Annotated in this window: 21 protein-coding genes; 12 read left to right on the plus strand and 9 right to left on the minus strand. The window is 70.6% G+C overall.

All coding sequences use genetic code 11. The annotated features are described in order from the left end of the window. The first annotated feature begins 75 nt into the window (after positions 1–75). The 3 genes from nadA (at position 76) to nadC (ending at position 3791) form a co-directional block, all read left to right on the plus strand. Positions 76–1101: a quinolinate synthase NadA gene (nadA, locus tag HHL28_RS14765; RefSeq protein WP_075771397.1), complete on the plus strand. Its 1026-nt coding sequence runs from the start codon at positions 76–78 to the stop codon at positions 1099–1101. A 29-nt stretch (positions 1102–1130) separates the two neighbouring features. Beyond that, a complete protein-coding gene (locus tag HHL28_RS14770) occupies positions 1131–2753 on the plus strand; it encodes an L-aspartate oxidase (protein WP_075771396.1) in 1623 nt (540 codons plus the stop codon). 186 nt (positions 2754–2939) lie between these two features. Beyond that, entirely contained in the window at positions 2940–3791 is an 852-nt protein-coding gene (gene nadC, locus HHL28_RS14775) for a carboxylating nicotinate-nucleotide diphosphorylase (RefSeq protein ID WP_075771395.1), read from the plus strand. Between the two features lie 243 nt (positions 3792–4034). Here nadC and cysK read toward each other — a convergent pair whose 3' ends face one another. From cysK to coaBC, 4 genes are all read right to left on the minus strand, one after another. Next, positions 4035–4997, minus strand: coding sequence for a cysteine synthase A (gene cysK / locus HHL28_RS14780; protein ID WP_075771394.1), 963 nt, complete (start codon positions 4995–4997; stop codon positions 4035–4037). A gap of 287 nt (positions 4998–5284) precedes the next feature. Beyond that, complete coding sequence (locus HHL28_RS14785; RefSeq protein WP_075771393.1) at positions 5285–5740, minus strand: RrF2 family transcriptional regulator; 456 nt, start codon at positions 5738–5740, stop codon at positions 5285–5287. Position 5741: 1 nt separating this feature from the next. Next, positions 5742–6200 (minus strand): dUTP diphosphatase, encoded by a 459-nt coding sequence (gene dut, locus HHL28_RS14790; RefSeq protein WP_075771392.1) that lies wholly within the window; start codon positions 6198–6200, stop codon positions 5742–5744. Next, positions 6193–7446, minus strand: coding sequence for a bifunctional phosphopantothenoylcysteine decarboxylase/phosphopantothenate--cysteine ligase CoaBC (gene coaBC, locus HHL28_RS14795; RefSeq protein WP_075771391.1), 1254 nt, complete (start codon positions 7444–7446; stop codon positions 6193–6195). Before coaBC ends, dut begins: the two co-directional genes overlap by 8 nt. A 224-nt stretch (positions 7447–7670) precedes the next feature. Between coaBC and HHL28_RS14800 the strand changes: the two genes are divergently transcribed. Beyond that, complete coding sequence (locus HHL28_RS14800) at positions 7671–8420, plus strand: PEP-CTERM sorting domain-containing protein (RefSeq protein WP_075771390.1); 750 nt, start codon at positions 7671–7673, stop codon at positions 8418–8420. A gap of 127 nt (positions 8421–8547) precedes the next feature. On the opposite strand, the gene HHL28_RS14805 is transcribed toward HHL28_RS14800, so the two are convergent. Next, positions 8548–8955, minus strand: coding sequence for a flagellar basal body rod protein FlgC (locus tag HHL28_RS14805; protein ID WP_075771389.1), 408 nt, complete (start codon positions 8953–8955; stop codon positions 8548–8550). Positions 8956–9077: 122 nt separating this feature from the next. Here HHL28_RS14805 and HHL28_RS14810 point away from each other — a divergent pair, with 122 nt between their 5' ends. Beyond that, complete coding sequence (locus tag HHL28_RS14810) at positions 9078–10130, plus strand: patatin-like phospholipase family protein (RefSeq protein ID WP_075771388.1); 1053 nt, start codon at positions 9078–9080, stop codon at positions 10128–10130. 62 nt (positions 10131–10192) lie between these two features. Here HHL28_RS14810 and HHL28_RS14815 read toward each other — a convergent pair whose 3' ends face one another. Both HHL28_RS14815 and HHL28_RS14820 read right to left on the minus strand, forming a co-directional pair. Beyond that, positions 10193–10897, minus strand: coding sequence for a TorF family putative porin (locus HHL28_RS14815; protein WP_075771387.1), 705 nt, complete (start codon positions 10895–10897; stop codon positions 10193–10195). A 435-nt stretch (positions 10898–11332) separates the two neighbouring features. After that, entirely contained in the window at positions 11333–12463 is a 1131-nt protein-coding gene (locus HHL28_RS14820; RefSeq protein WP_075771386.1) for a type III PLP-dependent enzyme, read from the minus strand. 1253 nt (positions 12464–13716) lie between these two features. Here HHL28_RS14820 and ccmA point away from each other — a divergent pair. Together ccmA and ccmB are read left to right on the plus strand one after the other, a co-directional pair. Continuing rightward, entirely contained in the window at positions 13717–14379 is a 663-nt protein-coding gene (ccmA, locus tag HHL28_RS14825; RefSeq protein ID WP_075771385.1) for a cytochrome c biogenesis heme-transporting ATPase CcmA, read from the plus strand. Beyond that, complete coding sequence (ccmB, locus tag HHL28_RS14830) at positions 14376–15041, plus strand: heme exporter protein CcmB (RefSeq protein WP_075771384.1); 666 nt, start codon at positions 14376–14378, stop codon at positions 15039–15041. Before ccmA ends, ccmB begins: the two co-directional genes overlap by 4 nt. 2 nt (positions 15042–15043) lie before the next feature. Here the strand turns inward: ccmB and HHL28_RS14835 are convergent, their stop codons facing one another. Next, positions 15044–15595, minus strand: a complete 552-nt coding sequence (locus HHL28_RS14835) for a CoA pyrophosphatase (RefSeq protein WP_404326939.1) — start codon at positions 15593–15595, stop codon at positions 15044–15046. Between the two features lie 119 nt (positions 15596–15714). Further along, positions 15715–16308 (minus strand): DUF1285 domain-containing protein, encoded by a 594-nt coding sequence (locus HHL28_RS14840; RefSeq protein ID WP_083699141.1) that lies wholly within the window; start codon positions 16306–16308, stop codon positions 15715–15717. 171 nt (positions 16309–16479) lie between these two features. On the opposite strand from HHL28_RS14840, the gene HHL28_RS14845 reads away from it, so the two are divergent. From HHL28_RS14845 to HHL28_RS14865, 5 genes are all read left to right on the plus strand, one after another. Continuing rightward, positions 16480–17499 (plus strand): AAA family ATPase, encoded by a 1020-nt coding sequence (locus HHL28_RS14845; RefSeq protein WP_075771383.1) that lies wholly within the window; start codon positions 16480–16482, stop codon positions 17497–17499. A gap of 13 nt (positions 17500–17512) precedes the next feature. Continuing rightward, positions 17513–18406, plus strand: coding sequence for a DUF58 domain-containing protein (locus HHL28_RS14850; protein WP_075771382.1), 894 nt, complete (start codon positions 17513–17515; stop codon positions 18404–18406). Between the two features lie 22 nt (positions 18407–18428). Then, positions 18429–21182, plus strand: coding sequence for a DUF4159 domain-containing protein (locus HHL28_RS14855; RefSeq protein ID WP_075771381.1), 2754 nt, complete (start codon positions 18429–18431; stop codon positions 21180–21182). After that, on the plus strand, positions 21179–23266 hold the full coding sequence (locus HHL28_RS14860; protein ID WP_075771380.1) for a hypothetical protein: 2088 nt from the start codon (positions 21179–21181) through the stop codon (positions 23264–23266). The genes HHL28_RS14855 and HHL28_RS14860 overlap by 4 nt, the downstream gene beginning before the upstream one ends. A gap of 479 nt (positions 23267–23745) precedes the next feature. Next, complete coding sequence (locus HHL28_RS14865) at positions 23746–25002, plus strand: CCA tRNA nucleotidyltransferase (protein WP_404325879.1); 1257 nt, start codon at positions 23746–23748, stop codon at positions 25000–25002. The last annotated feature ends 33 nt before the right edge of the window (positions 25003–25035 follow it).

Raw genomic sequence — 25035 nt, forward strand, 5'->3', positions numbered from 1 at the left:
CGTTCCGGCCGAGGCCGGCGGCGCTCTGGCTTGACGCGTGGGTCCATGAGTTGGTTTACCGGAGGAATCGCTTCCATGGCTGCCTTCCCGACCGACACGGCGGAGCTGGCTTATACCCCCGCCGTCGCCGAGGCGACCCGGCCGCTCTATGAGAAGATCAAGGCCTTCATCCCCGAGGTGGAGTGGCCGTTCCACGCCCCGCTGGTGCACGCCATCAACCGGCTGAAGCGGGAGCGCAACGCCGTCATCCTGGCGCACAACTACCAGGCGCCGGAGATATTCCACACGGTGGCTGACATCGTGGGCGACAGCCTGCTGCTGGCCCGGAAGGCGGCAGAGACGGACGCCGACGTGATCGTGCTGGCCGGCGTGCACTTCATGGCGGAGACGGCGAAGGTCCTGAACCCGTCCAAGGTGGTGCTGATGCCCGACATGGGGGCCGGCTGCTCCCTGGCCGACAGCATTACGGCGGCCGACGTGCGGCTGCTGCGCCAGCGCTATCCGGGCGTGCCCATCGCCACCTATGTCAACACCTCGGCCGAGGTGAAGGCGGAGAGCGATGTCTGCATCACGTCCGGCAACGCGGTGGAAGTGATCGAGAGCCTGCCCGGCGACGAGGTGCTGTGCATCCCCGACCAGTACCTGGCCAAGTGGGTCGCCAGCCAGACCAAGAAGAAGGTCTATACCTGGAACGGATCCTGTGAGGTGCATGAGCGGTTCAGCGGCCCGCAGCTTGCCGCCTATCGGCAGCAGTTCAAGGGCGACATCACCATCATCGCCCACCCGGAATGCCCGCCGGACGTGCTGGCGGAGGCGGACTTCGTCGGCTCCACCGCCAAGATGCAGGACTATGTGGAAGGCAAGCAGCCCCGCCGCGTGCTGCTGATCACCGAGTGCTCCATGGCGGACAACCTCGCGGTCAACAACCCGGGCGTGGAGTTCGTGCGGCCCTGCAATTTGTGCCCGCACATGCGGAAGATCACCCTGTCCAACATCCTGTCCAGCCTGACGACGCTGGAGCCGCGGGTGGAGGTGGACCCGTCCGTCATCGACGGCGCCCGCCGCGCGGTGGAGCGGATGCTGGCCGTCGGCAAGAAGTAAGCCCTTTCTCCAGAGCGGAGGGACCGTCCATGGACGGTGGCGTCGCGTTCCGGCCCTTCGGCGGGCCGGTCAGGGTCGAGGATGCGGACGTGGTGGTGGTCGGGTCCGGCATGGCCGGGCTGGTGGCGGCCCTGCGCCTCGCCCCCCGCCGGGTCACCCTGCTGACCAAGACCGCCGACCTGCCCGGTGGGTCCAGCCACTGGGCCCAGGGCGGCATCGCCGCGGCCTTAGGCGCCGAGGACAGCGCGGAGAGCCATGCCGCCGACACGGTGGCGGCGGGGGCCGGGCTGACCGACCCCGCCGTGGCCGATTTGCTGGCGCGGGAGGGGGCGGCGCGCCTGTCCCGCTGGCTGGCGGACGGGCTGCCCGCCGACCGGGGCGCCGACGGCAACGTGCTGCTGGGGCGGGAGGCGGCACACAGCGCCTTCCGCATCCTGCATGCGGGCGGGGACGCCACCGGCAAGACCCTGATGGCCCACCTGTCCGCCCAGGTGCGGGCAGCGGGGCACGTGGACGTGCGCACCCGGGCCTTCGCCTGGGAGATCGTGAAGGCCGGCGGCCGGGTGGCCGGGCTGCTGGCGCATGAGGACGGAAGCGGCTGGGTGTTCATCCGCGCCGCCACGGTGTTGCTGGCCACCGGCGGCATCGGCCAGCTCTGGCGCCACACCACCAACCCGGGCGAAGCCACGGCCGACGGGCTGGCCCTCGCGGCCCTGGCGGGGGCGACCCTCGCCGACCTGGAATTCGTCCAGTTCCACCCAACCGCCCTCGCCACCGCTACTCCCGGCCAGGTGCCCCTGTTGACGGAGGCGCTGCGCGGTGCCGGCGCCCAGCTGCTGGACGCGCGCGGCCACCGCTTCATGCCGGACGAGCATGAGCTGGCGGAGCTGGCCCCCCGGGACGTGGTGGCCCGAGCCATCGGCCGCCGGGTGGCGGCCGGGGAGAGGGTGTTCCTTGACCTGCGGGCCATCTGGGCCGGCGGCGGGGCGGCCAAGTTCCCCACGGTGGCGGGCATCTGCCGCGATGCCGGCATCGACCCGGCGGCGGAGCCGGTGCCGGTGGCGCCGGCGGCCCATTACCACATGGGCGGGGTGGTGACGGACATGGACGGGCGCACGGCGGTGCCGGGCCTGTTCGCGGCGGGGGAGGTGGCCTGCACCGGCGTGCACGGCGCCAACCGGCTGGCCAGCAACAGCCTGCTGGAGGCCCTGGTCTTCGCGGAGCGGGCGGCGGACGCCATCCTGGCCGAGGGGCCGCTGCGGGCGCCCGACGTGGAAACGCCCGTGGTCCCCGCCATCCTGCGCGACGACCGCGGGCTGGGGGATGAGGCGCGGGCCGTGCTGGCCACCCAGGCCGGGCTGGTGCGCAGCGGCACCGGCCTGTCCCAGGCCCAGGCGGCCCTGTCCAACCTGCACCGCCGGGCCGACCGGCTGCCCCTGGCGGCCACGCCTTGCGCGGAGACCGTCCGGACGGCCGGGGAGCTGCGCAACCGGCTGCTCGTCTCCCGCCTAATCGTCCAGGCCGCCCTCACCCGCACCGAAAGCCGCGGCGCCCATACGCGTACCGATTGGCCGGAGCCGCGGGAAACTTGGCTGCGTCGCCAAGTGCTGACCGCCCGCAGCCTGCTACCGGCCGCCGTGGCGGCGGAGTAAGGATGGAACGTGCAGGGCACCGGAGGTCACCCCGGGCTTGACCCGGGGCCCTCGGGATCGGTCGATGCAGCTCACCGAAAGCCCGGTTCCCTTTCCACAGGCCCGCTGCCGCGCCATCGGCATTTCCGCTTTCCCAAGGGCCCCGGCTCAAGGCCGGGGTGACATCAGAGATTTGCAGGACCCACGATGACCGCCTCCCTCTACCCCCTGCTTTACGAAGACCTGGTCCGTGCCGCGTTGAAGGAGGACCTCGGCCTTGCCGGGGACCTGACGACGGAGGCGTGCGTCCCGGCGGATGCCAGGGCCACGGCCCTGTTCCGGGCGCGCAAGGCGGGGGTGGTGGCGGGGATCGAGCCGGCGCTCAGCGCCTTCCGCCTGCTGGACCCGTCCCTGTCCATCACCGTGAAGGCGCCGGACGGCAGCCGCGTCAACCCCGGCGACACCATCGCCGTGGTGCAGGGTGCGGCACGGCCCATCCTGTCGGGGGAGCGGGTGGCGCTGAACCTGCTGGGGCGGCTGTGCGGCATCGCGACGGAGACCCGTTCCCTGGTGGACCGGATCGAGGGCACCCGCGCCACCATCGTCTGCACCCGCAAGACCACGCCCGGCCTGCGCGCGCTGGAGAAGTACGCGGTGCGGGTCGGCGGCGGCGGCAACCACCGCTATGGGCTGGATGACGCGGTGCTGATCAAGGACAACCACCTGGTCGCCGCCGGGGGTGTGCGTGCCGCGGTCACCAACGCCCGCACCCGCGCCGGCCACATGGTGAAGGTGGAGGTGGAGGTGGACACGCTGGACCAGCTGGCGGAGCTGCTGGCCCTGAAGGTGGATGCCGTGCTGCTGGACAACATGGACCCGCCCACCCTGAGGAAGGCGGTGGAGATGGTGGCCGGCCGCATGGTGACGGAGGCCAGCGGCGGCGTGACGCCGGAGACGATCCGCGCCATCGCCGAGACGGGCGTGGACCTGATCTCCCTGGGCTGGCTGACCCACAGCGTGAAGAACTTCGACATCGGGTTGGATTTCGAGCAGGGCTGACCGGCCCAGGCATTGGTACCGGCAACGCGCACGGGGCCGGGTGGGGCGGCGGGCCAGGGCACACAAGGCCCCGGCCCGCCGCCGCCATGATGCTTATACTGGCCGCCGTTGATCGTGACCGATCAACGGCTCCCTCAGGCGCCGGGCGGGCGCATCCGCGCCCTTGGCTTACGCCCGCATGGGCGGGCGGGCCGGCAGTCGCCGGCCTCCAAGCGCATGAGTCAACAACTCATGCGCTTGGAATTACTCCAACCCCTCGAACAGGGCGGTGGACAGGTAGCGCTCGGCGAAGCTGGGCAGGATGGTGACGATCAGCTTGCCGGCCATGTCGGGCCGGGCGCCCAGCTCGAAGGCGGCGGCCAGGGCGGCGCCGCCGGAGATGCCGATGGCGAGGCCCTCCAACCGCGCGGCTTCCCGCGCCAGCTCGAAGGCGCGGTGGTTGGAGATGCGCAGCACCTCATCGATCTGGTCGCGGGCCAGGATGTCCGGCACGAAGCCGGCGCCGATGCCCTGAATCTTGTGGGGGCCCGGCAGGCCGCCGGACAGGACGGGGCTGTCCTCCGGCTCCACCGCCACCACGCGGAAGCTGGGCTTGCGCTGCTTGATCACCTGGGCCACGCCGGTCAGGGTGCCGCCGGTGCCGACGCCGGAGACGAGGGCATCCACCTTGCCGTCCGTGTCGTTCCAGATCTCCTCCGCCGTGCTGGCGCGGTGCACGGCAGGGTTGGCGGCGTTCTTGAACTGCTGGAGCATATAGGCGCCCGGCGTGTTGGCGACGATCTCCTCCGCCTTGGCGATGGCGCCCTTCATGCCGTTCGGGGCGGGGGTCAGCACCAGCTCCGCCCCCAGTAGCTTCAGCATCTTGCGCCGCTCCAGGCTCATGCTCTCCGGCATGGTCAGGATCAGCTTGTAGCCCTTGGCCGCGGCCACGAAGGCCAGCGCGATGCCGGTGTTGCCGGACGTGGGCTCCACCAGGGTGGTGGTCTCCGGGCTGATCTTGCCCTCGGCCTCGGCGGCCTCCACCATGGCCTTGCCGATGCGGTCCTTCACGCTGGACAGCGGATTGAAGAACTCGCACTTGCCGACCACGTCGGCCACCACCCCGTGGCGCTCGGCCAGCCGCTTCATCCGCACCAGCGGCGTGGCGCCGACCGTGTCCAGGATGCTGTCATAGATGCGACCGCGGAACTCGGGCGTGGCAGACATTGTACGTCTCCGAATTGGTATTTCGGGGAAAGCCCCGTATCGTTCTGTATATACTCCCGCCGGACGTGCCGTGCCAGGGGGAATCCGGGGGCGGCGAATGGGATCGGGGATGGTTTCCTAGGAGCGGCAGGTTGCCCGGCTTGCGAGTCCCTATCGCTTCTCCTGCGAAAGCAGGAGCCCACGGTTTTTGATCCCGGTCCCACAATCTCCGTCAGTAAAGAACTGTGGGCCCCTGCTTTCGCAGGGGAGACAGAAAAAAACAAAGCCGGAGCATGCATCCAGGAACACTAAATACTGAAATCCAGCTTGCTCGCCGCCTCGCTGGCGATGCCGGCCTGGTTGGCGCGGACGCACAGCTCCTCGATGGTGGTGCGGTCAAGCCTTGCCATCACGTCTTCCTGCAATTCGGCCCAGAGGGGGCGGACGACGCGGCGGCCCAGCTCGGCGCCGACCTCCTCCTCGATGGGGTCGGTGGCCTGTTCCAGGGCACGCACCACCCGAACGATCTCCCCCAGCGTGATGCGGCGGCGTTCCTTGGCCAAGCGGTAGCCGCCCTTCGGACCCCGCACCCCCGCCAGCACCCCGGCCCGCACCAGGGCCTGCAGCACCTGTTCCAGGTAGCGCTTGGGGATGCCCTGGCGGGCGGTGATCTCCGCCGACTGCACGGGTGCCGAGCCGGCGTTGTAGGCGATGTCCAGCACCGTCTCGATGGCGAACATCAGCTTCTTGGAGATGCGCAGCATGTCAGCGGGCCCCCGTGCCGGTGGAGCCGAAGCCGCCGCTGCCGCGGGCGGTCTCCGTCAAGCTGTCCGTCTCGGCCCACACCGCCCGCTCATGCCGGGCGATGACCATCTGGGCGATGCGCATGCCGCGCTCGATGCGGAAGGGTTCGGCGCCCAGGTTCGCCAGGATCACGCCCACCTCCCCCCGATAGTCGGCATCCACCGTGCCGGGGCTGTTCAGGACGGTGACGCCATGCTTCAGGGCCAGGCCGGAGCGGGGCCGCACCTGGGCCTCGTAGCCCACTGGCAGGGCGATGGCCAGGCCGGTGGGCACCAGGGCGCGGGCACCCGGCGCGATCTCCAGCGGCTCGGCCACCGCGGCCAGCAGGTCCATCCCCGCGGCGTGGTCGGTGGCATAGGCCGGCAGGGGCAGGCCGTCGGCATGGGGCAGACGGCGGACGGCGATGGTCACGTCAGGCATCGGCACTCTTTCCAGAAGCGAAATGGTCGGCGATGGCGGCGGCAAGGCGGCGGCCCACCTCCGCCTTCGGCAGGTCGGGCCAGGATTGGGGGTCCCCGTGTAAGCGGATCAGGTGGACGCTGTTGCGGTCACCGCCGAAGGTGCCGGTGGCCGGCGACACGTCGTTGGCGACGATCCAGTCACAACCCTTGCGGGCCAGCTTGGCCCTCGCATACGCCAGCACGTCGTTTGTTTCGGCAGCGAAACCGACCACCAGCCCAGGTCGTTGCGGTCCCGGAATGCTGAGGCTGGCCAGGATGTCCGGGTTCTCCGCCATCACCAGGGTGGGCGGGCCGGAGCCGTCCTTCTTCAGCTTCTGACCGGCCTCTGCCGCCACGCGCCAGTCGGCCACCGCGGCGGCGGCGACGAAGATGTCGGCGGGGAGCGCCGCGGCGCAGGCGTCCAGCATCTGCCGCGCCGTTTCCACCTTCACCACCCTGACACCAGCCGGGTCGGGCAGGGTGACGGGGCCGGAGACGAGTGTGACGCGGGCGCCCAAATCGGCCAGGGCCGCCGCCACGGCGTGGCCCTGCTTGCCGCTGGACCGGTTGGCGATGTAGCGCACGGGGTCGATGGGTTCATGCGTCGGGCCGGACGTGACCAGGGCGTGGCGGCCGGCCAGGGGCTTCGGCCCGTCCCGGCTGGCGAAGAAGTCGGCCAGGGCGGCGACGATCTCCAGCGGCTCGCTCATCCGGCCGAAGCCGTATTCCCCGCAGGCCATGGCCCCCTCGTTGGGGCCGATCACGCCCACGCCGCGGGCCTTCAGCAGGTCCAGGTTCGCCCGGGTGGCCGGGTGGTCCCACATGCGCACGTTCATGGCAGGGGCGACCAGCACCGGCTTGTCCGTGGCCAGCAGCACCGTGCTGGCCAGATCGTCGGCCATCCCATGGGCCATGCGGGCCAGGATGTTGGCGCTGGCCGGGGCCACCAGCAGCACGTCCGCCTGGCGGGAAAGCTGGATGTGGCCCATCTCCGACTCGTCGGTCAGGGACCACAGCTCCGTATAGACCTTCTCCTCGCTGACCGCCTGGAGGGCCAGGGGGGTGACGAACTGGGCCCCGCCCTTGGTCAGCACGCAGCGCACGGCCACGCCCCGCTCCCGCAGGCGGCGGACCAGCTCCGGCGTCTTGTAGGCGGCGATCCCGCCGGACACGACCAGCAGGACCCGCTTGCCCGCAAGCGCGGTGGGGACAGGGGATTCGGCCATGGGAGAGGCCCCAAAAAACGGTTCTGGCTTGTGAAACCCTGGATAAACCCATCGCGGCGGAAGCGCAAGCCGCGGATGGCGTAGGGACGTGTCGGGATTTCTTACAAGCCCCGGCCATGGCGGCGGCGGCATGCAACCAAGCCATTGATCTTGCAGGACTCAGATGACTTGGCACGCTTCTTGGAAACAAGGGGTCCGGACACCCCGTCCCGTTGGAGGAAACAATGAAGAAGACCCTGCTCACCCTGGCCGGCGCGCTGGCCTTCAGCACGGCCCTGTCCGCCCCCGCCGCCGCCATCGGGCTGGTGGACATCTATGTCAGCCCCCCGACCACCGAGGCGAATAAGGCTTCCACCCTTGCCAAGGGCGCCGATTACCTGAAGCTGCTGGGCCTCCAGACCATCTCCATGGAGGATTTCGAGACCTACACCCCCGGCAGCAACGCCAACAGCATCAACACCAAGGTCGGCACCTTCACCGGCACCACCGCCGGGCAGAACACCGGCGTGTCCGGCCTGCGCGTGCTGAACGCCGCCACCCGCCCGAAGAACTTCGGCGGCCGCTACGACATGGTCGGCGGCGCCAACTGGCTGGACAGCAACGACTACAAGACCGTGACCTGGGACGCCGCGGCCGGCGGCAAGGGCTTCACCCATGTGGGCTTCTACCTGACCGACGTGAACGACGTGTCGGCCAAGCTGAAGGTCAAGGCCACGGGCCAGACCATCGACATGCCGCTGGGCGTGTCCGGCAAGGGCGGGTCGCTGGACAGCGGCACCAACTTCTTCGTCGGTTTCGGCCTGGGCGCCACCTATGAGCTGCTGAGCATCACCTTCACCCAGACCGCCGGGAACGACGGCTTCGGCATCGACGGCGTCGTCCTGGCCCAGGTGCCCGAGCCGGCCACCCTCGGCCTGCTGGGCGCGGGCCTGCTGGCCGCCGGCGCCCTGCGCCGCCGCCGCAAGGCTGCCTGATGCCTGTGGCCGGCGGCATGGACAGTGGCCCATGCCGCCGGAGCTGGCCCGCACTTGTCCCCGGCCCGGCGACCGCGCCCGGGCCGGGGTCCTTCACCATCTGTCGGAAAGGCTTACGGGGAGCGTGTCAGGCCAGGATGTCCATGGCCTCACGCTCCATCTTCCCCTGGGCGCGCAGCACCGCCAGGTTGGCCTGGTAGGAACGCAGGGAGCCGAGCTGTTCCACCCGCTCCCCGGCCAGGTCCACGTTGGGGGCGGCGACCAGCCCTTCGGCATCGGCGGAGGGGGAGTCCGGCTGGAATTCCGCCAGGAAGGGCGGCGTCACCGGCCGGGCCACCACCCGGGTGCCCAGCCCCTGCCCGTCCGGCCCGGCGACGGCCTGCTGGGCCGGGGCCTGCGGCTGGTAGGGGAGCTGCCCCTCCACCCCCGGCCGCGCGCCGATACTGCGCGCATTGGCGACGTTCTGGGCCGAGATGCCCAGGCGGTTGCCGGCCGCGAAAGCGCCGGAGAGGGATATGGAGGCGGCAGGTCCCATGGACGATCTCCCTTGCCCCGAACTATGGGATAGGTCCCATCCCAGGGCAAGCCCGTGATATGCAACCGTGCGGTGCCGGGGGATGCTAGGATGGCACGCCCGCCCACCACCCCCATGGCGACATGACCCAGCCCCTGCCCCACGACCCCCGTCCCGAGGACCATCCGCGCAAGCGCGTCAACCTGGCCCTGCAGGGCGGCGGCTCCCACGGGGCGTTCAGTTGGGGTGTGCTGGATGCCCTGCTGGAGGACGGCCGGATCGAGCCGGAGGCGATCAGCGGCACCAGCGCCGGGGCGATGAACGCGGTGGTCCTGGCTTCCGGCTATGCCCGGGGTGGGGCGGAGGGGGCCCGCGCCGACCTGGCGGAGTTCTGGCGCCGGCTGGGCGCCCTGGGCCGTACCTCCCCCTTCCGGCGGAGCTGGTGGTCCCGGCTGACGGGCAAGTGGCGCATCGACGATACGCCGAGCTATGCCCTGGCCAGCATCGGCAACCTGTTCCTGTCCCCCTACCAGACCAACCCCTATGGCCTGAACCCCCTGCGCGGGCTGCTGAAGGACGTGGTGGATTTCGATGCCGTGCGCCGGGACGGCGGCATCCGGCTGTTCCTGTCGGCCACCGACGTGGAGACGGGCAAGAACCGGCTGTTCCGCACGCCGGAGGTCTGCGTGGAGGCGGTGCTGGCGTCGGCCTGCCTGCCCCAGCTTTTCCAGGCGGTGAAGTACCAGGGGCGGCATTACTGGGACGGCGGCTATATGGGCAACCCGGCCCTGTGGCCCCTGTTCTATGAGAGCGGAAGCCGGGACGTGGTGCTGGTGGCCATCAACCCGCTGAACCGGCCGGGCGTGCCCATGACCCCGTTCGAGATCATGGACCGGGTCAACGAGATCACCTTCAACTCCAGCCTGATGCGGGAGATGCGGGCCGTGCAGTTCGTCACCCGCCTGATCGAGACGGGGCGGCTGGACGCCCGCGAGTACAAGCACGTGCTGATGCACCGCGTGTCCGGCGACAAGGAGCTGGCGGACCTGCACGCCTCCAGCAAGCTGAACGCGGAGCCGGATTTCCTGGAGCACCTGTTCACCCTCGGCCGCCGCGCCGGGCAGGATTGGCTGGCCAGGCATTTCGACGACGTTGGCCAGCGCACCAGCATCGACATCGTGAACGACTATTTCTGAAAGCGTCAGCGGCCGGCCCCGCGAAGGGACCGGCCGCCATGGACCTGACGCTGGCACCCGGATCAGAACGCGAAGGTCACCGTGCCGACGACGCGCTCATCCGAGATGACTCTCCCGCTGGGACCAACAAACTTCTCGTTCGTGTCGGTGTACTTCACGTCGAAGGTCAGGCTCTCCCAGGTGTAGGCGACGCCGACCTGCCAGTCCCAGTAGTCCGGCAGTTCCTCGAAGGTGGAGTAGCCGACGTTGGCGTACAGGCTGATGTCGTCGGTGGCGGCCAGGGCGGCGCCGCCGTTGAAGTACCAGCTGTTGCCGCCCGCGGTGCCGGCGTACTCCGGGCTCCACCAGACCTGGCCGGTCAGCTTGACCTTGTCGATGGTATAGGACGGGGTGAAGCCCAGCTCGAAGTAGTTGGCCTCGATGCCGTCGTCCTGGCCCGGGTAGGTGTACCAGGTGCCGATGAAGCTGTAGGCGAGGTCGCCGACCTCGTTGCTGTAGCCGGCCAGCAGGTCGAGTTCCACGTTGGAGCCGGGGATGAAGTCATCATCCACGTTGGAGCCCCAGGCGCCCACGAAGAAGCCGCTCTCATGGCTCACGGTGATGCCGGCCTGGATGGCGGGATCTTCGTCCGTCTGGCTGATGCCGCGGAACACGTAGTCCGTGGTGCCGGCGACGGTGCCGGAGAAGGTGATGGGTTCGGCCTGGGCGGCGCCGGCGAACAGGATCGCGCCAGCGGCGGCGGAAGCGAGCAACCGGGACAGGGTCATTTTGGACCGCTCCTTATTATGAGGCTTGGGTGCGTGATGTTCTTATCCTGGCGCAGTGCAGCAAAAGGGATGCCACCTGCGGTGGGGGCGCTTCTCCGACGCGAACTAAGAAGGATTTCAGTGGCCCTGGCAAGGGCACCCGAAGGCCAATGCGTGTCCTTTGACCAACTGTGTTGCAGAAAAAATACGCAACTGCCCGCCAATTCGGCAGCATCTGTGACACTTTGCAGGCGCAACAAAAAGGCCCGCCCCCGGTCGTGGGGGCGGGCCTGATGGCCGTCGGCGGGTGCCATACCAGCGGCATGAGACATCTCATGCCGCTGGAGGCCGGCGACTGCCGGCCCGCGACCTCGTGGTCGCGTGAGCCAAGGGCGCGGATGCGCCCGCCCGGCGCCTGAGGGGGCCGTTAATCGGTCACGATCAACGGCCAACGCGTCAGATGTAATAAGCCTTCAGCGGGGCGAAGCCGTTGAAGTTCACCGCCGAGTAGGTGGTGGTGTAGGCACCGGTGGCCAGGATGGAAACCCGGTCGCCGATGGCCAGGCTGCTGGGCAGCCGGTAGTCCGCCTTCTCATACAGCACGTCGGCGCTGTCGCAGGTCGGGCCGGCGATGATCACCGGCTCGGCCGAATCCCCGTCACGGTCGGTGACGATGGGGTACTTGATCGCCTCATCCATGGTCTCCGCCAGGCCGCCGAACTTGCCGATGTCCAGGTAGACCCAGCGGCGGTCGTCGTTGGCCGACTTGCGGGAGATCAGCACCACCTCGGACTGGATGACGCCGGCGTTGCCCACCATGCCGCGGCCCGGCTCGATGATCGTCTCCGGGATGCGGTTGCCGAAATGCTGGCGCAGGCTCTCGTTGATCGCCTCGCCATACTGCTGGCTGGTGGGCACGTCCTTCAGGTAGCGGGTGGGGAAGCCGCCGCCCAAATTGACCATGCGCAGCACCACGCCCTGCTCCTCCAGGTCCCTGAACAGGGCGGCGCAGGTGGCCAGCGCCAGGTCCCACTGGCCCACGTCGCGCTGCTGGCTGCCCACATGGAAGGACAGGCCATAGGGCACCACGTCCATGGCCGCCGCCTTCAGCAGCAGCTCCCGCGCCATGGCGGGCTCGCAGCCGAACTTGCGGGACAGGGGCCAGTCCGCGCCCTCACCAGAGGTCAGGATGCGGCAGAACACCCGGGCGCCCGGGGCGTTGGCGGCGATCTTCTCCAGCTCCTCGATGCTGTCGAAGGCGAACAGGTCCACGCCCAGCCCGTGGGCGGTGCGGATGTCCGACGCCTTCTTGATCGTGTTGCCGAAGCTGATGCGGTCCGGCGTGGCGCCGGCCTCCAGGCAATACTGGATCTCCTGCACCGAGGCGGTGTCGAAGCTGGAGCCCATGGAGACCAGCAGGCTGAGGATCTCCGGCGCGGGGTTGGCCTTCACCGCGTAGTAGATCTTGGAGTCCGGCAGGGCGCCGTTCAGCTTGGCATAATTCTCGGCGACCACGTCCAGGTCGACCACCAGGCAGGGCGTGGCGGGGGCGTTATCGCGGAAGAAACGGGCGATCTTCTCGGTCATCGGGGACTCCGAGGCGGCAAGTCGGTGGAAACAGGGGCGATGGGGGAAAGCACCAGCAACCGGACCCAAAAGGGGTCCGGGTCCGCTCAGGGGAGCCAGGGATGCGGCAAGCCTAAGCGGGTCAGATACTGGATTTCCCAGGAGGGGACATGCGCCCCGTCAGGTCCCGCCGGATGGATCGGAATCGGGCGGGCGCGGCGGGCCCACCGACAACAACATCAACCATCGTAGCCTCCAATACGCCGCCTTGTTTAAGGGACGGTCGGGGGTACGCGTTGCGTCGTTGCATAACCCCACCGGGTTGTCGGCTCCGCCCCGGCCGGGAATTGGCGGGGGCGGGTGTGGGGGCCATAGGCACGTGCGCTGCGACTGAGCGGCTATATATGTCGGATGGTTCGGGCGCGAAAGGGATAAATTCAAGCATTGCCCGCGAAATGCGCAAGCCTGGGACGATGATGCAACAGGCCGGTCCCGGGCGGTTTGGCATGGCCGTCACAAAGGCGGACAGGGGGGACAGAAACCGCCGCTTGTGGCCGAAAATCACAATTTCGCCATTTTCCGGGGCAAGTTTGGTCACATGGCCCAGGCCATATGGGGGCGAGGGGAACGCTGGGCCCCAGCGTTTCGAGACCCCCCGTCTCGCGCACCTTCCCATTTTCAGGGAGGGGAGACCCCTTCGCCGGCCACGCCCCGGCCGGTACGATCACGGCCACCGCACCTTGCCCCCCGCGGTGGCCGTTTCTTTTTTCGGCGGTTTTGGTTTTGGGTTCTGGCCGCGCGGAAGGACCAGCAGCGCTGGCGGCCGGACGGAAGGACCAGGACACGGATGGACACGGATCATGTCCGGATTTGCGCGGATGGAGTGTCCGGGCCTGCGTGTCTCGCCGAGATACAGTAAACATTCACGAACACACACCACACACGCACGAACACACACAAAAACAAGAAGGACAATGCCTGCGGCGCTACCGAGTTGCGGCGAGGCCGCATTTATTCTCTTGTGAATGTTCGTGTGTGCAAAGTGCGTGTCCGTGAATGTTTCCGGCACCCATATCCAAGAACTGTTGTGCATGTCCGCGGCACCCGATCCCCAGGGCCATTGAGGCATCCGCGTACATCCGTGTCCTAAAACTTCCACCACGCCAGAGCCCCCCGCCGACCACGCGACTTCGCCGCAGGTTCCCCCACCCGTCTTCCCTTTCGCGTGCCACCCTGGCAAGGTGCCGCTCCCCGACCCGTTGCCTTCCCAAGCCATGCCCCGATTCGAAGGACGCGACCTGACCTGCCTGCGCAGTGCGCGCGTCGTCTTCACCGGGCTGTCCTTCCGGCTGGAGCCGGGGGGTGCGCTGGTGCTGGTGGGGCCGAACGGCAGCGGCAAGTCCAGCCTGCTGCGGCTGATGGCGGGGCTGACCCGGCCCTTCACGGGCAGCCTGCTGTGGGACGGGCAGCCGGTGGCGGAGGAGCCGGAGCGGTTCCGCGCGTCCCTGCGCTATGTCGGCCATCTGGATGCCATCAAGCCCGCCCTGACGGCGGTGGAGATCCTGGCATCCTGGGCCGGGCTGGATGGCAGGCCCGATCCCACGGGCCGGGCCCGGCTGGCGCTGAAGCGCATGGGCCTGTCCCATGTGGCGGACCTGCCGGGGCGCTACCTGTCGGCCGGGCAGAAGCGGCGGGTGAACCTGGCGCGGCTGTGCCTGGCGGAGGTGCCGCTCTGGCTGCTGGATGAGCCGACGACGGCGCTGGATCGGCAGAGCGTGGCCAAGCTGGCCACGGAGATCGCGGCCCACCGGCGGGCCGGGGGGATGGTCGTCGTCTCCACCCATACCGACCTGGACCTGGCCAACCCGCAGGTGCTGGACCTGTCGGACTTCAGCGCCACCATGGCGGACGAGGATTTGGCGGGGGACCCGGCATGAACGCTTTCTTCAGGCTGCTGGCGCGGGACCTGCGCCTTGCCCTGCGCCAGGGGGCGGATGCCGCCACCGCCGTGCTGTTCTTCGTGCTGTGCGTGGTGCTGTTCCCCTTCGGCATCGGGCCGGAGCCCAACATCCTGGCCCGCATCGCCCCCGGCGTGATCCTGGTGGCAGCCCTGCTGGCGTCGCTCTTGTCGCTGGAACGGCTGTTCCAGGCGGACCATGAGGATGGCAGCCTAGACCTGCTGGCCCTGTCGCCCCTGCCCCTGGGCGGGGTGGCGTTGGTGAAGGTGCTGGCCCATTGGCTGGTCACGGGCGTGCCGTTGATCCTGGCCGCCCCGCTGCTGGCCATGCTGCTGAACCTGCCGGCGGACGGGTTCGGCATCCTGTTGCTGACCCTGCTGCTGACCACCCCGCTGCTGAGCCTGGTGGGCGGGGTGGGCGCCGCCCTGACCCTGGGCGCCCGGCGCGGCGGGGTGCTGCTGCCGCTGCTGGTGCTGCCGCTCTATATCCCCGCCCTGATCTTCGCCGCCGCGGCCATCGACGCCGCCCTGGCCGGGCTGGCCGCCAAGCCGCACCTGCTGCTGCTGGGGGGCTTGCTGGCCGCCGCCGCCACCTTGGCGCCCCTGGCGAGCGGGGCGGCGTTGCGGGCTGCGGTGGAGTAGGGTCACCCCTCCGCGAGCACGTCGCAGAGGTTCACCAGCATCCCCGCCGTGGCGCCCCAGATGTAGCGGTCCTGGTAAGGGAAGACCCAGAAGTGGCGCAGGGCACCCTTCCATTCCCGGCTTTCCCGCCGGCGCCCCTGGGGCGACAGGATGAAGGACAGGGGCACCTCGAACACCTCCGCCACCTCGTAAGGGTCGGGCGCCAGGGTGAAGGGCGGGCGGACCAGGGCGACCACGGGCGTGACGCGGAAGCCGGTTCGGGTGACATAGGTGTCAAGCCGCCCCACCACCTCCACCCGCTCCCGCGGCAGGCCCACCTCCTCCTCCGTTTCGCGCAGGGCGGTGTCCTCGGGCCCGGTGTCGTCGGGCTCCACCCCGCCGCCGGGGAAGCTGATTTGCCCGGCATGGGCGGCCAGATGGGCGGTGCGCTGGGTCAGCAGCACGGTCAGGCCGCCCGGCCGCTCCACCAGCGGCACCAGCACGGCGGCATCCCGCAGGTCCGCCGGGGGCACCAGGCCGGGGTTGCCGTCATGGTCGCCGCGGCTGCCGATCACCTTGGTGGGCTTGCCCCGGCGGCTGCGGAACACGGCACGGATGTCGGCGGCCGTGGGGGTGGGATGAGCAGGCGTGACGGGGTCCGGGGCGGGGGCCGCCGCGGTCTCCGCCTCATCCTTCACGTCGTCTTCCCCAGGGGGAAGAAGGTCCCCGTGCTCCATACGCCGATCTCGTCCCCGTCGCCCGAGGCCTCCGCCAACTCCACGAGCTGGTAGAAGACCGGGCGGTTGATCCGCGCCTCCAGGGCGCCCCGCACCAGGATATAGGGATGCGGCTCCCCGGTCGAAGGGTCCGTGACTACCCGGATGGGGTGGTCGGGGCCGGCGGTCACCTGTTCGTCCAGGTTCGTCCGGAAGGTCAGGGCCTGGTCCGGCCCCGAGCCCGCCACCGTCACCTCCACCGCCACGAAGGGCGCGTCCTCCACGGTGATGCGGCCCCGCTCCGCCGGGGTGACCAGCCAATAGTCGCCCGCCTCGTCCCGGCGCAGGACGGTGGAGAACAGTTTCACCAAGGCGATCCGGCCGATGGGGCTGCCATGATAGTACCAAGTGCCGTCGCGGCCGATGCGGATCTCATACGCCTCATCCTCCGCGGTCGGGGCACCTCCCGGTTGCGGCGGGCGGCGGGCGGCGGAGAGGTCAGGCAGCCGGCCGGGACTGGCCCCCTCTCCCGAAGAAGGAGTGGCCCCTGCAACGCTCTTGCTTTCCGGCATGGTGGATCGGACCATCTGTTGTCGGAGGATGTTTGTGCAAGGACGGGCTAGCCCCCTGGACAAGGGCGCCCCGGCCATGAAGTTAACATAATCGGCCACGCTTGGTTCGTGAACCGCAACGGACCGCCGGCCATCAGGCAAGCCGGTCGCCCCGGGGAAGGATGGAGACACGTGAGCACCCTTGACGCGAACCGCCCGCTGGACCCCGCCAACCCCCAGGCCCTGATCCGCGAGGTGGAGGTGCTGGGCAACCGCCTGGCGAACGTGCGGGAGATGATCGGCCGGGTCATCTATGGCCAGCAGGAGGTCATCGACCTGTCCCTGGTCACCCTGCTGGCCGGCGGCCACCTGCTGCTGATCGGCGTGCCGGGCCTGGCCAAGACGCGGCTGGTGGAGACGCTGGGCACCGTGCTGGGGCTGGAGGAGCGTCGCATCCAGTGCACGCCCGACCTGATGCCGGCGGACATCCTGGGCTCGGAGGTGCTGGAGGAGGATGAGGGGGGCCGCCGCGGCTTCCGCTTCATCCCCGGCCCGGTGTTCAGCCAGCTGCTGATGGCGGATGAGATCAACCGCGCCAGCCCGCGCACCCAGTCCGCCCTGCTGCAAGCCATGCAGGAGGGGCGGGTGTCCGTGGCCGGCCATTACCACCCCCTGCCCCGCCCCTTCCACGTGCTGGCCACCCAGAACCCGCTGGAGCAGGAGGGCACCTATCCCCTGCCGGAGGCGCAGTTGGACCGCTTCCTGATGCAGGTGGACGTGAGCTACCCGGACCGGGAGGCGGAGCGACGGATGATGATCGCCACCACGGGCGCCGAGGCCGCGCGCATCACCGCCGCCCTGTCGCCCCAGGACCTGATCGCCGCCCAGGCGCTGGTACGCCGCATCCCCGTGGGCGACAGCGTGGTGGAGGGCATCCTGGACCTGGTCCGCGGCGCCCGGCCGGAGGAGACGGGCTTCGAGGAGGTGCGTCGCCACGTGGCCTGGGGCCCCGGCCCCCGCGCCAGCCAGGCCCTGATGCTGGCCGCCCGCGCCCGGGCGCTGCTGGACGGGCGGCTGGCCCCGTCGCTGGACGATGTGCTGGCCCTGGCCAAGCCGGTGCTGCGGCACCGCATGGCCCTGAACTTCGCCGCCCGCGCCGACGGGGTGACGCTGGACGACGTCATCAACCGGCTGTGCGCCCCGCTGGCGTGAGGACCCTGACCGCATGGTGACCACCGCCGCCGCGGCGCTGCGCGCCCAACACCGGGCCGAGGACCTGGCCCTTCGCCTGCCGCCGCTGCTGGTGGCGGCGGAGCGGGTGGCGTCCACGGTGGCGCAGGGCGTCCATGGACGCCGCCGGGTGGGCACCGGCGAGACGTTCTGGCAGTTCCGGCGCTACCAGCCCGGCGACGCCGCCCAGGCCATCGACTGGCGCCAGTCGGCCAAGAACCGCCACGTCTTCGTCCGCGAGAACGAGTGGGAGGCGGCGCAGACCGTCTGGCTGTGGCGCGACGCCAGCCCGTCCATGGATTGGCGGTCCGACAAGGCCCTGCCCACCAAGCGGGAGCGGGCCGACCTGCTGAGCCTGGCCCTGGCCGTGCTGCTGGTCCGCGGCGGTGAGCGCACGGCCTTCCTGTCCAGCGGCGTGGCGCCCAGCGCCGCCCGGTCCATCCTGCCGCGCCTGGCCCTGCACCTGGCGGAGCGGGCGGGGCGGCCGGAGGGGGAGGGGCTGCCGGCCGTGGAACCGCTGCCCCGCCATGCCCAACTGGTCATCATCGGCGACCTGCTGTCGCCCCTGGACGAGATCCAGAAGGTGGTGTCCGGCTTCACCGGCCGGGGCCTGCGTGGCCACCTGGTCCAGCTTCTGGACCCGGCGGAGGAGATGCTGCCCTTCGACGGGCGGGTGGAGTTCCGGGGCTTGGAGGGCGAGTCGTCGCTGCTGATCCCCCGGGTGGAGGGCATCCGCGAGGCTTACCTGGAGCGGCTGGCCGCCCAGCGCGCCGGGCTTGCCGCCATCGCCCGCGCCGCCGGCTGGACCCTGATCCCCCACCGCACCGACAAGCCGCCGCAGACGGCGCTGCTGGCCCTTTGGGGCGCCTTGGCGCGGGAGGCGGTGTGATGAAGGCCGCTGGAGGTTGCCCATGCTGAGCCTCGGCCCCCTGGCCTTCGCGGCGCCCTGGCTGTTGGCCGCCCTGGCGGTGCTGCCGGTGCTGTGGTGGTTGCTGAAGGTCACCCCGCCGGCCCCGCGCATCCAGAACTTCCCGGCCATCCGCCTGCTGCGCGACCTGGTGGCGCGGGAGGAGACGCCGGCCCGCACGCCGCCCTGGCTGCTGATCCTGCGCATCATCCTGGCCGCCCTGGTGATCCTGGCCCTGTCCCGGCCGCTGCTGAACCCGGACGCCGCCCTGCCGGGCAGCGGGCCCATGCTGCTGCTGGTGGACAATGGCTGGGCGTCGGGCCGCGACTGGGCTGCCCGGACGGAGCTGATGGACCGGCTGGTGGACCAGGCCGACCGGCAGAACCGCCCCGTGGTGGTCCTGGCCACCGCCCCATCCGCCGCCGCGGAGGCCCCCCGGCTGCAAGGTCCCATGGTGGCGGGGGAGGCGAAGCGCGCGGTGCAGGCCCTGGCGCCCCAACCCTGGCCCAGCGACCGGGCCGGGGCCATGCGGGCGCTGGAAGGCTTCGCGCCGGAGGGCACGCCCTATACCGTCTGGCTGTCCGACGGTCTGGCGGACGCGGCGTCGGAGGAGCTGGTGACCCGCCTGCGCCGCATGGGCGGGCTGGAGGTTGTGGGCGACGGGGCGGAACGCCCGGCCCTGCTGCTGCGCCCGCCCGCCGTGGATGGGATCGAGCTGGTGGTGCCGGTGGAGCGGTCCGATTCTGGCCTTGAGATGCCCGTCTCCGTCCGCGCCAACGGCAATGACGGCCGCCTGCTGGGCAGTGCGGAGGCACGGTTCGAGCCGGGATCGGCCCGGGCGGAGGTGCGCCTGAACCTGCCCACGGAACTGCGGAACGAGGTCACCGCCCTGCGCCTGGACGGGCAGAGCACCGCCGGGGCCACCATCCTGCTGGATGAGCGCTGGCGGCGGCGGCCCGTCGGCCTCGTCTCCGGCCGGCCGGAGGGGGAGCAGCCGCTGCTGTCCGACCTGTATTATTTGGAGCGCGCCCTGTCCCCCTTCGCGGAGGTGCGGCGCGGCACGGTGGCGGACCTGATGGGGCGGCAACTTTCCGTCCTGATCCTGGCCGACGTGGGCAGCCTGGGCGAGGATGAGGCCCGGCGGCTGGAGGAGTGGGTGAAGAAGGGCGGCGTGCTGGTGCGCTTCGCCGGCCCGCGCCTGTCGCAGAACGCGGACACGCTGGTGCCGGTGCGCCTGCGGGCCGGCGACCGGGCCCTGGGCGGGGCGTTGAGCTGGTCCACCCCGGCCCGGCTGGCCCCCTTCCCGGAGACGAGCCCCTTCCACGGCCTGCCCATCCCTGGTGACGTGACCGTGACCCGGCAGGTGTTGGCGGAGCCGTCGGTGGACCTAGCGAGCCGCACCTGGGCGCGGCTGGAGGACGGCACCCCATTGGTGACGGCGGAGAAGCGGGAGGCGGGGCAGGTGGTGCTGGTCCACACGACAGCCAACCCCGACTGGTCCAACCTGCCCCTGTCCGGCCTGTTCGTGGAGATGCTGCGGCGGACCGTGGCCCTGTCCGCGGGCGTGGCGGGGGTGGAGGAGACGGGCACCCTGCCGCCGCTGGAGCTGCTGGACGGCCAGGGCCGCCTGACCCAGCCGCCGGCCACCGCGTTTCCTGTGTCAGCGGCCCAGTTGGCGCGGGCCCCGGTGGCGGAGATCCTCGGGCCCCGGCACCCGCCCGGCTTCTACGGCACGGCGGAGGCGCGGCGCGCCCTGAACCTGGCCCCGGCCGTGCCGGAGCTGCGCCCCCTGGCCCCGTCCCTGTCCGGCGTGGCCCAGGACCTGTATGGTGGGCGGGGGGAGACGGAGTTGAAGCCCTTGCTGCTGACCCTGGCGCTGATCCTCGGCCTGATCGACCTGCTGGTGGGGCTGGCCCTGCGCGGCCTGCTGCGGTTGCCCCGGATGGGGTCCCGCGGGGTGGCGGCGGCCGTTGCCCTGCTGGCCCTCGGCACCATGCTGGCGGTGGGCGACCCCGCCGTCGCCCAGAACCGCCCGGACCCCACGGGCGTGACGGGGGATGAGCGCATCATCCTGTCCACCAATGAGACCTGGCTGGCCTATGTGGTCACCGGCGACCCGCAGGTGGACGCCGCCGCCAAGGCCGGGCTGGAGGGGCTGGCGCAGCAGCTTGCCATGCGCACGGCGGTGGAGATCGCCGGCGCCATGCCGGTGGACGTGGAGGCGGACGAGCTGTCCTTCTTCCCCCTGGTCTATTGGCCGGTGACCCAGACGCAAGGCCCCCTGACCGACCAGGGGCGGCAGAAGCTGAACGATTACCTGCGCCATGGCGGCATGCTGCTGGTGGACACCCGCGACCAAGGCTTCGGCGGGTCCGGCCCCGGCGGGCCGCAGTTGGAGCAGTTGCTGCGCGGCCTGGACATCCCGCCGCTCGCCCCCGTCCCGCCGGAGCATGTGCTGACCAAGAGCTTCTACCTGTTGCAGGACTTCCCCGGCCGCTACAGCGGCGGCAACGTCTGGGTGGAGGCGCAGGAAGGCCGGACCAATGACGGCGTGTCAGGCGTGGTGCTGGGCGCCAACGACTGGGCGGCCGCCTGGGCCGTGGACGGCCAGGGCCGCCCCATGTTCGCCGTGGCCAGTGAGCGGCAGCGGGAGATGGCTTACCGCTTCGGCATCAACCTGGTCATGTACGCCCTGACCGGCAACTATAAGGCCGACCAGGTGCACGTGCCGGCCATCCTGGAAAGGCTGGGGCAATGACCGGCACCTCCATCGCCTGGGCGCCCCTCGTCCCCCTCTGGCTCGTCGCCCTGCTTGGGGCACTGGGGCTGCTGCTGGTGGGCTATGCCCTGTTCCGCCGGGCGCGGGGGGCGTGGCTGCGCTTGGCAGGCCTGGCCGTGCTGGTGCTGGCCCTGCTGAACCCCTCGTTGGTGGAGGAGCAGCGTTCCGCCATCAAGGACGTGGCGGTCATCGTGGTGGACCAGTCCCCCAGCCAGAACATCGGGGAGCGGCGGGCCAGGACCGAACGCGCCGTGGCCGCCCTGCAGGAGCGGCTGGCGCGGGAGGAGGATTTGGAGGTCCGCATCGTCCGCACCGCCGATGCCGCCGGCCCGGAAGGGGCGGCGGTGGAGGAGACGCGGCTGCTGGAAGCCATGACCCGCGCCCTGGCCGACGTGCCCCGCCGCCGCATCGCCGGTGCGGTGCTGGTCACCGACGGGCAGGTGCATGACGTGAAGGACGTGCTGCCCACCCTGGAAGGCTTCGGCCCCGTCCACGCCCTGTTGAGCGGGGAGAAGCAGGAGGGGGACCGGCGGTTGGCCGTGGTCCAGGCCCCCAGCTTCGGCCTGGTGGACAAGCCGGTGACCTTCACCGTGCGGGTGGACGACCTGCCGGGGCGGGAGGGCGGCAACGCCATCGTCACCCTGCGCCAGGACGGCGGCGCGCCGGAGCCCTTCCGCGTGCCGGTGGGCCAGGACGTGCCCCTGACCATGACCCTGAACCATGGCGGGCTGAACGTGTTCGAGCTGGCGGTGGATGCCGGCCCGCAGGAGCTGACGCTTGCCAACAACAAGGCCGCCGTGGTCGTCAACGGCGTGCGCGACCGGCTGCGGGTGCTGCTGGTGTCGGGCGAGCCCCATGCGGGGGAGCGCACCTGGCGCAACCTGCTGAAGGCCGACCCCAGCGTGGATTTGGTCCACTTCACCATCCTGCGCCCGCCGGAGAAGCAGGACGGCACCCCGATCCGGGAGCTGTCGCTGATCGCCTTCCCCATCCGGGAGCTATTCGAGCAGAAGCTGGAGGAGTTCGACCTGATCATCTTCGACCGCTACAAGCGGCGTGGCGTGATCAGCAACACCTACCTGGCCAACATCGCCGATTATGTGGAGCGGGGCGGCGCCTTCCTGGAGGCGAGCGGCCCGACCTTCGCGACACCCCTGTCCCTGTTCCGCACGCCCCTGGGCACCGTGTTGCCGGCGGAGCCCACGGGCGACGTGGTGGAGCGGCCCTTCACCCCCGCGGTCAGCGAGCTGGGACGGCGCCACCCGGTCACCGCCGGCCTCACCAGCCGGGAGGACGGCACCGGCGACTGGGGCCGCTGGTTCCGCCAGATCGACATCGCCCCCACCCGCGGCAGCGTGGTGATGAACGGCGCAGACGGCCGGCCCCTGCTGGTGCTGGACCGGGTGGGGGAGGGGCGGGTGGCCCAGCTCGCCTCCGACCACATCTGGCTCTGGTCCCGTGGCTTCGAGGCCGGCGGGCCCCAGGCGGAGCTGCTGCGCCGCCTTGCCCACTGGCTGATGAAGGAGCCCGAGCTGGAGGAAAATGACCTGCGGGCGACCGTGGACGGCAACCGCATCACCGTCACCCGCCGCAGCCTGGAGCCGGACACGCGGCCGGTGGAGGTCACCTCCCCCAGCGACGCCCGCTCCACCGTCACCCTGGAGGACCACAAGGACGGCACGGCCACCGGCACGGTGCTGGCCACCGAGCCCGGCATCTGGCGCATCGGCGACGGGGAACGCACGGCCCTGGCCGTGGTGGGTGCCGTGAACCCGCCGGAGCTGGCCGACGTGCGCACCAGCCCCGACCCGCTGGCCCCCGTGTCCAAGGCCACCGGCGGCGGCGCCTACTGGCTGGCGGATTACAGCACGAGCGACCCCATCCCCGACATCCGCCGCACCCGCCCCGACCGCGACAGCGCCGGCCGCGGCTGGCTTGGCCTGCGGGCCAACGGCGACTATGTGGTCACCGGCGTCAACCAGGTCCCGCTGCTGCCGGGCGTGCTGGTCCTGTTGCTGGCGGTGGGCCTGCTGCTGGCGGCATGGCGGCGAGAGGGGCGGTGACGCAGCCTTTCGGCGTGGCGGTGTGGCTCTGACAGACGGCGGCGTTGCGGAAGGACTCGGGCACGGATGAACCCGGATCAAGGCCGGATGTACAGGGATAATGGCCTGATGGGGCGGCCGGTTCTGGCGCTCTTGGTTTACTGGGCGGGTGAGCCGGAAACATTCACGAACAAGCACCATCCACGCACGAACATACACGAAAAATGACTGCGGCTTCGCCGCGCAAACAGCGCCGCAGGCTATCTTGTTTTGTGCGTGTTCGTGAATGCTTGGTGCGTGTCCGTGAATGTCCAAATGCCTCACCACACCCATCTAGGCACAATCCCCATCCCCAACCCCATCCGTGCCCATCCGGCAATCATCCCTTTCATCCGTGTCCAAATCCTTCCGCCCCGCCCTCCTCCGCAAAAGCTTCCTCCCCCGTTGAACCCGCCGCCATGGCCTTGTAACAAGGCGGGGTCGTTCAACCGGACCCCCGCATGACCCCAGCCCGCACCCTGGAGCCCATCGGCCTGATGGCCGGCACCGCCGCGCGGCGGGTGATGCAGTGCCTGATGCGGACGGGGCAGGAGGCCCGGTTCGTGGGCGGCTGCGTGCGCGACGCGGTGCTGGGGCTGGAGGGGGAGGACGTGGACATCGCCACGCCGCTGCCCCCGGACGAGGTGATGCGCCGGCTGAAGCAGGACGGCCTGCGCGCCGTGCCCACCGGAATCAAGCACGGCACCGTCACCGCCATCGTGGAGGGCAGTTCCTTCGAGGTCACCACCCTGCGCAAGGACGTGGAGACCTATGGCCGCCATGCCAAGGTGGAGTTCACCGACGACTGGCTGGAGGACGCGAAGCGCCGCGACTTCACCTTCAACGCCCTGTCGCTGAGCCTGGATGGCGACCTGTACGACCCGTTCGACGGGCTGGCGGACCTGGAGGCCGGTCGGGTGCGCTTCGTTGGCGACCCGCGGGAGCGCATCCAGGAGGACGTGCTGCGCATCCTGCGCTATTTCCGCTTCCATGCCCGCTTCGGCCGGGGTGGGGTGGACGCGGCCAGCCTGGACGCCTGTGCCGAGTTCGCGCCCCTGCTGCCCACCCTGTCGGGGGAGCGGGTGCGGGACGAGCTGCTGAAGCTGCTGGCCCTGGACCGGGCGGTGGAGGTCTGGCGGCTGATGCTGGGGCGCGGGATCATCGCCCACCTGCTGCCCCACGCCACAAGGGTGGAGCGGTTGCAGGCCCTGGACCGGCTGGAATGGATGGTGGGGGAAGCGGACCCCATGGCCCACTTGGCCGTGCTGCTGCCGCGGGACCGGGGGGTCGCCCTGGCTGCGGCGGAGCGGCTGCGCCTGTCCAACGCCCAGCGCGACCAGCTGGCGGCCCTGGTGGACCCGGCGGCGGAGGTCCACCCGGACCTGACGGTGCAGCAACGCCGCCACGCCTTGCAGAAGCTGGGCACGGAGCTGTACCGCGACCTGCTGCTGATCGCCGCCGCCGACCGCGGCACCCCGGCGTTCGAGCTGCTGGAGCCCCTGGCGGAGGCAGCCGCCTGGAAGGAGATCCCGTTCCCCCTGAAGGGACAGGACCTGCTGGACCGCGGCATCGCCCCCGGGCCGGCGGTGGGGAGCTGCTGGCCGCGGTGGAAGGCTGGTGGGCCGCCCGCGACTACCGCCCCAGCCGAGAGGACTGCCTGGCGGAGCTGGAGCGGCGGCTGGCCGGGCGCTGATGCCAATACCCGACGCGGGCAGTAGGCCTATCCCTTTGCACTGACTTTCGGGATAGGT

The sequence above is a fragment of the Aerophototrophica crusticola genome (genome assembly GCF_012913305.1).
Lineage (GTDB): Bacteria > Pseudomonadota > Alphaproteobacteria > Azospirillales > Azospirillaceae > Niveispirillum > Niveispirillum crusticola.

Coding starts and splice junctions, on each gene's coding strand:
- HHL28_RS14865 (WP_404325879.1), top strand. CDS start 23,746: ATGACCCCAGCCCGCACCCTGGAGCCCATCGGCCTGATGGCCGGCACC.
- HHL28_RS14810 (WP_075771388.1), top strand. CDS start 9,078: ATGACCCAGCCCCTGCCCCACGACCCCCGTCCCGAGGACCATCCGCGC.
- ccmB (WP_075771384.1), top strand. CDS start 14,376: ATGAACGCTTTCTTCAGGCTGCTGGCGCGGGACCTGCGCCTTGCCCTG.
- HHL28_RS14805 (WP_075771389.1), bottom strand. CDS start 8,955: ATGGGACCTGCCGCCTCCATATCCCTCTCCGGCGCTTTCGCGGCCGGC.
- HHL28_RS14800 (WP_075771390.1), top strand. CDS start 7,671: ATGAAGAAGACCCTGCTCACCCTGGCCGGCGCGCTGGCCTTCAGCACG.
- nadA (WP_075771397.1), top strand. CDS start 76: ATGGCTGCCTTCCCGACCGACACGGCGGAGCTGGCTTATACCCCCGCC.
- HHL28_RS14770 (WP_075771396.1), top strand. CDS start 1,131: ATGGACGGTGGCGTCGCGTTCCGGCCCTTCGGCGGGCCGGTCAGGGTC.
- HHL28_RS14815 (WP_075771387.1), bottom strand. CDS start 10,897: ATGACCCTGTCCCGGTTGCTCGCTTCCGCCGCCGCTGGCGCGATCCTG.
- dut (WP_075771392.1), bottom strand. CDS start 6,200: ATGCCTGACGTGACCATCGCCGTCCGCCGTCTGCCCCATGCCGACGGC.
- HHL28_RS14860 (WP_075771380.1), top strand. CDS start 21,179: ATGACCGGCACCTCCATCGCCTGGGCGCCCCTCGTCCCCCTCTGGCTC.
- ccmA (WP_075771385.1), top strand. CDS start 13,717: ATGCCCCGATTCGAAGGACGCGACCTGACCTGCCTGCGCAGTGCGCGC.
- HHL28_RS14840 (WP_083699141.1), bottom strand. CDS start 16,308: ATGCCGGAAAGCAAGAGCGTTGCAGGGGCCACTCCTTCTTCGGGAGAG.
- HHL28_RS14855 (WP_075771381.1), top strand. CDS start 18,429: ATGCTGAGCCTCGGCCCCCTGGCCTTCGCGGCGCCCTGGCTGTTGGCC.
- nadC (WP_075771395.1), top strand. CDS start 2,940: ATGACCGCCTCCCTCTACCCCCTGCTTTACGAAGACCTGGTCCGTGCC.
- HHL28_RS14820 (WP_075771386.1), bottom strand. CDS start 12,463: ATGACCGAGAAGATCGCCCGTTTCTTCCGCGATAACGCCCCCGCCACG.
- coaBC (WP_075771391.1), bottom strand. CDS start 7,446: ATGGCCGAATCCCCTGTCCCCACCGCGCTTGCGGGCAAGCGGGTCCTG.
- HHL28_RS14850 (WP_075771382.1), top strand. CDS start 17,513: ATGGTGACCACCGCCGCCGCGGCGCTGCGCGCCCAACACCGGGCCGAG.
- HHL28_RS14785 (WP_075771393.1), bottom strand. CDS start 5,740: ATGCTGCGCATCTCCAAGAAGCTGATGTTCGCCATCGAGACGGTGCTG.
- cysK (WP_075771394.1), bottom strand. CDS start 4,997: ATGTCTGCCACGCCCGAGTTCCGCGGTCGCATCTATGACAGCATCCTG.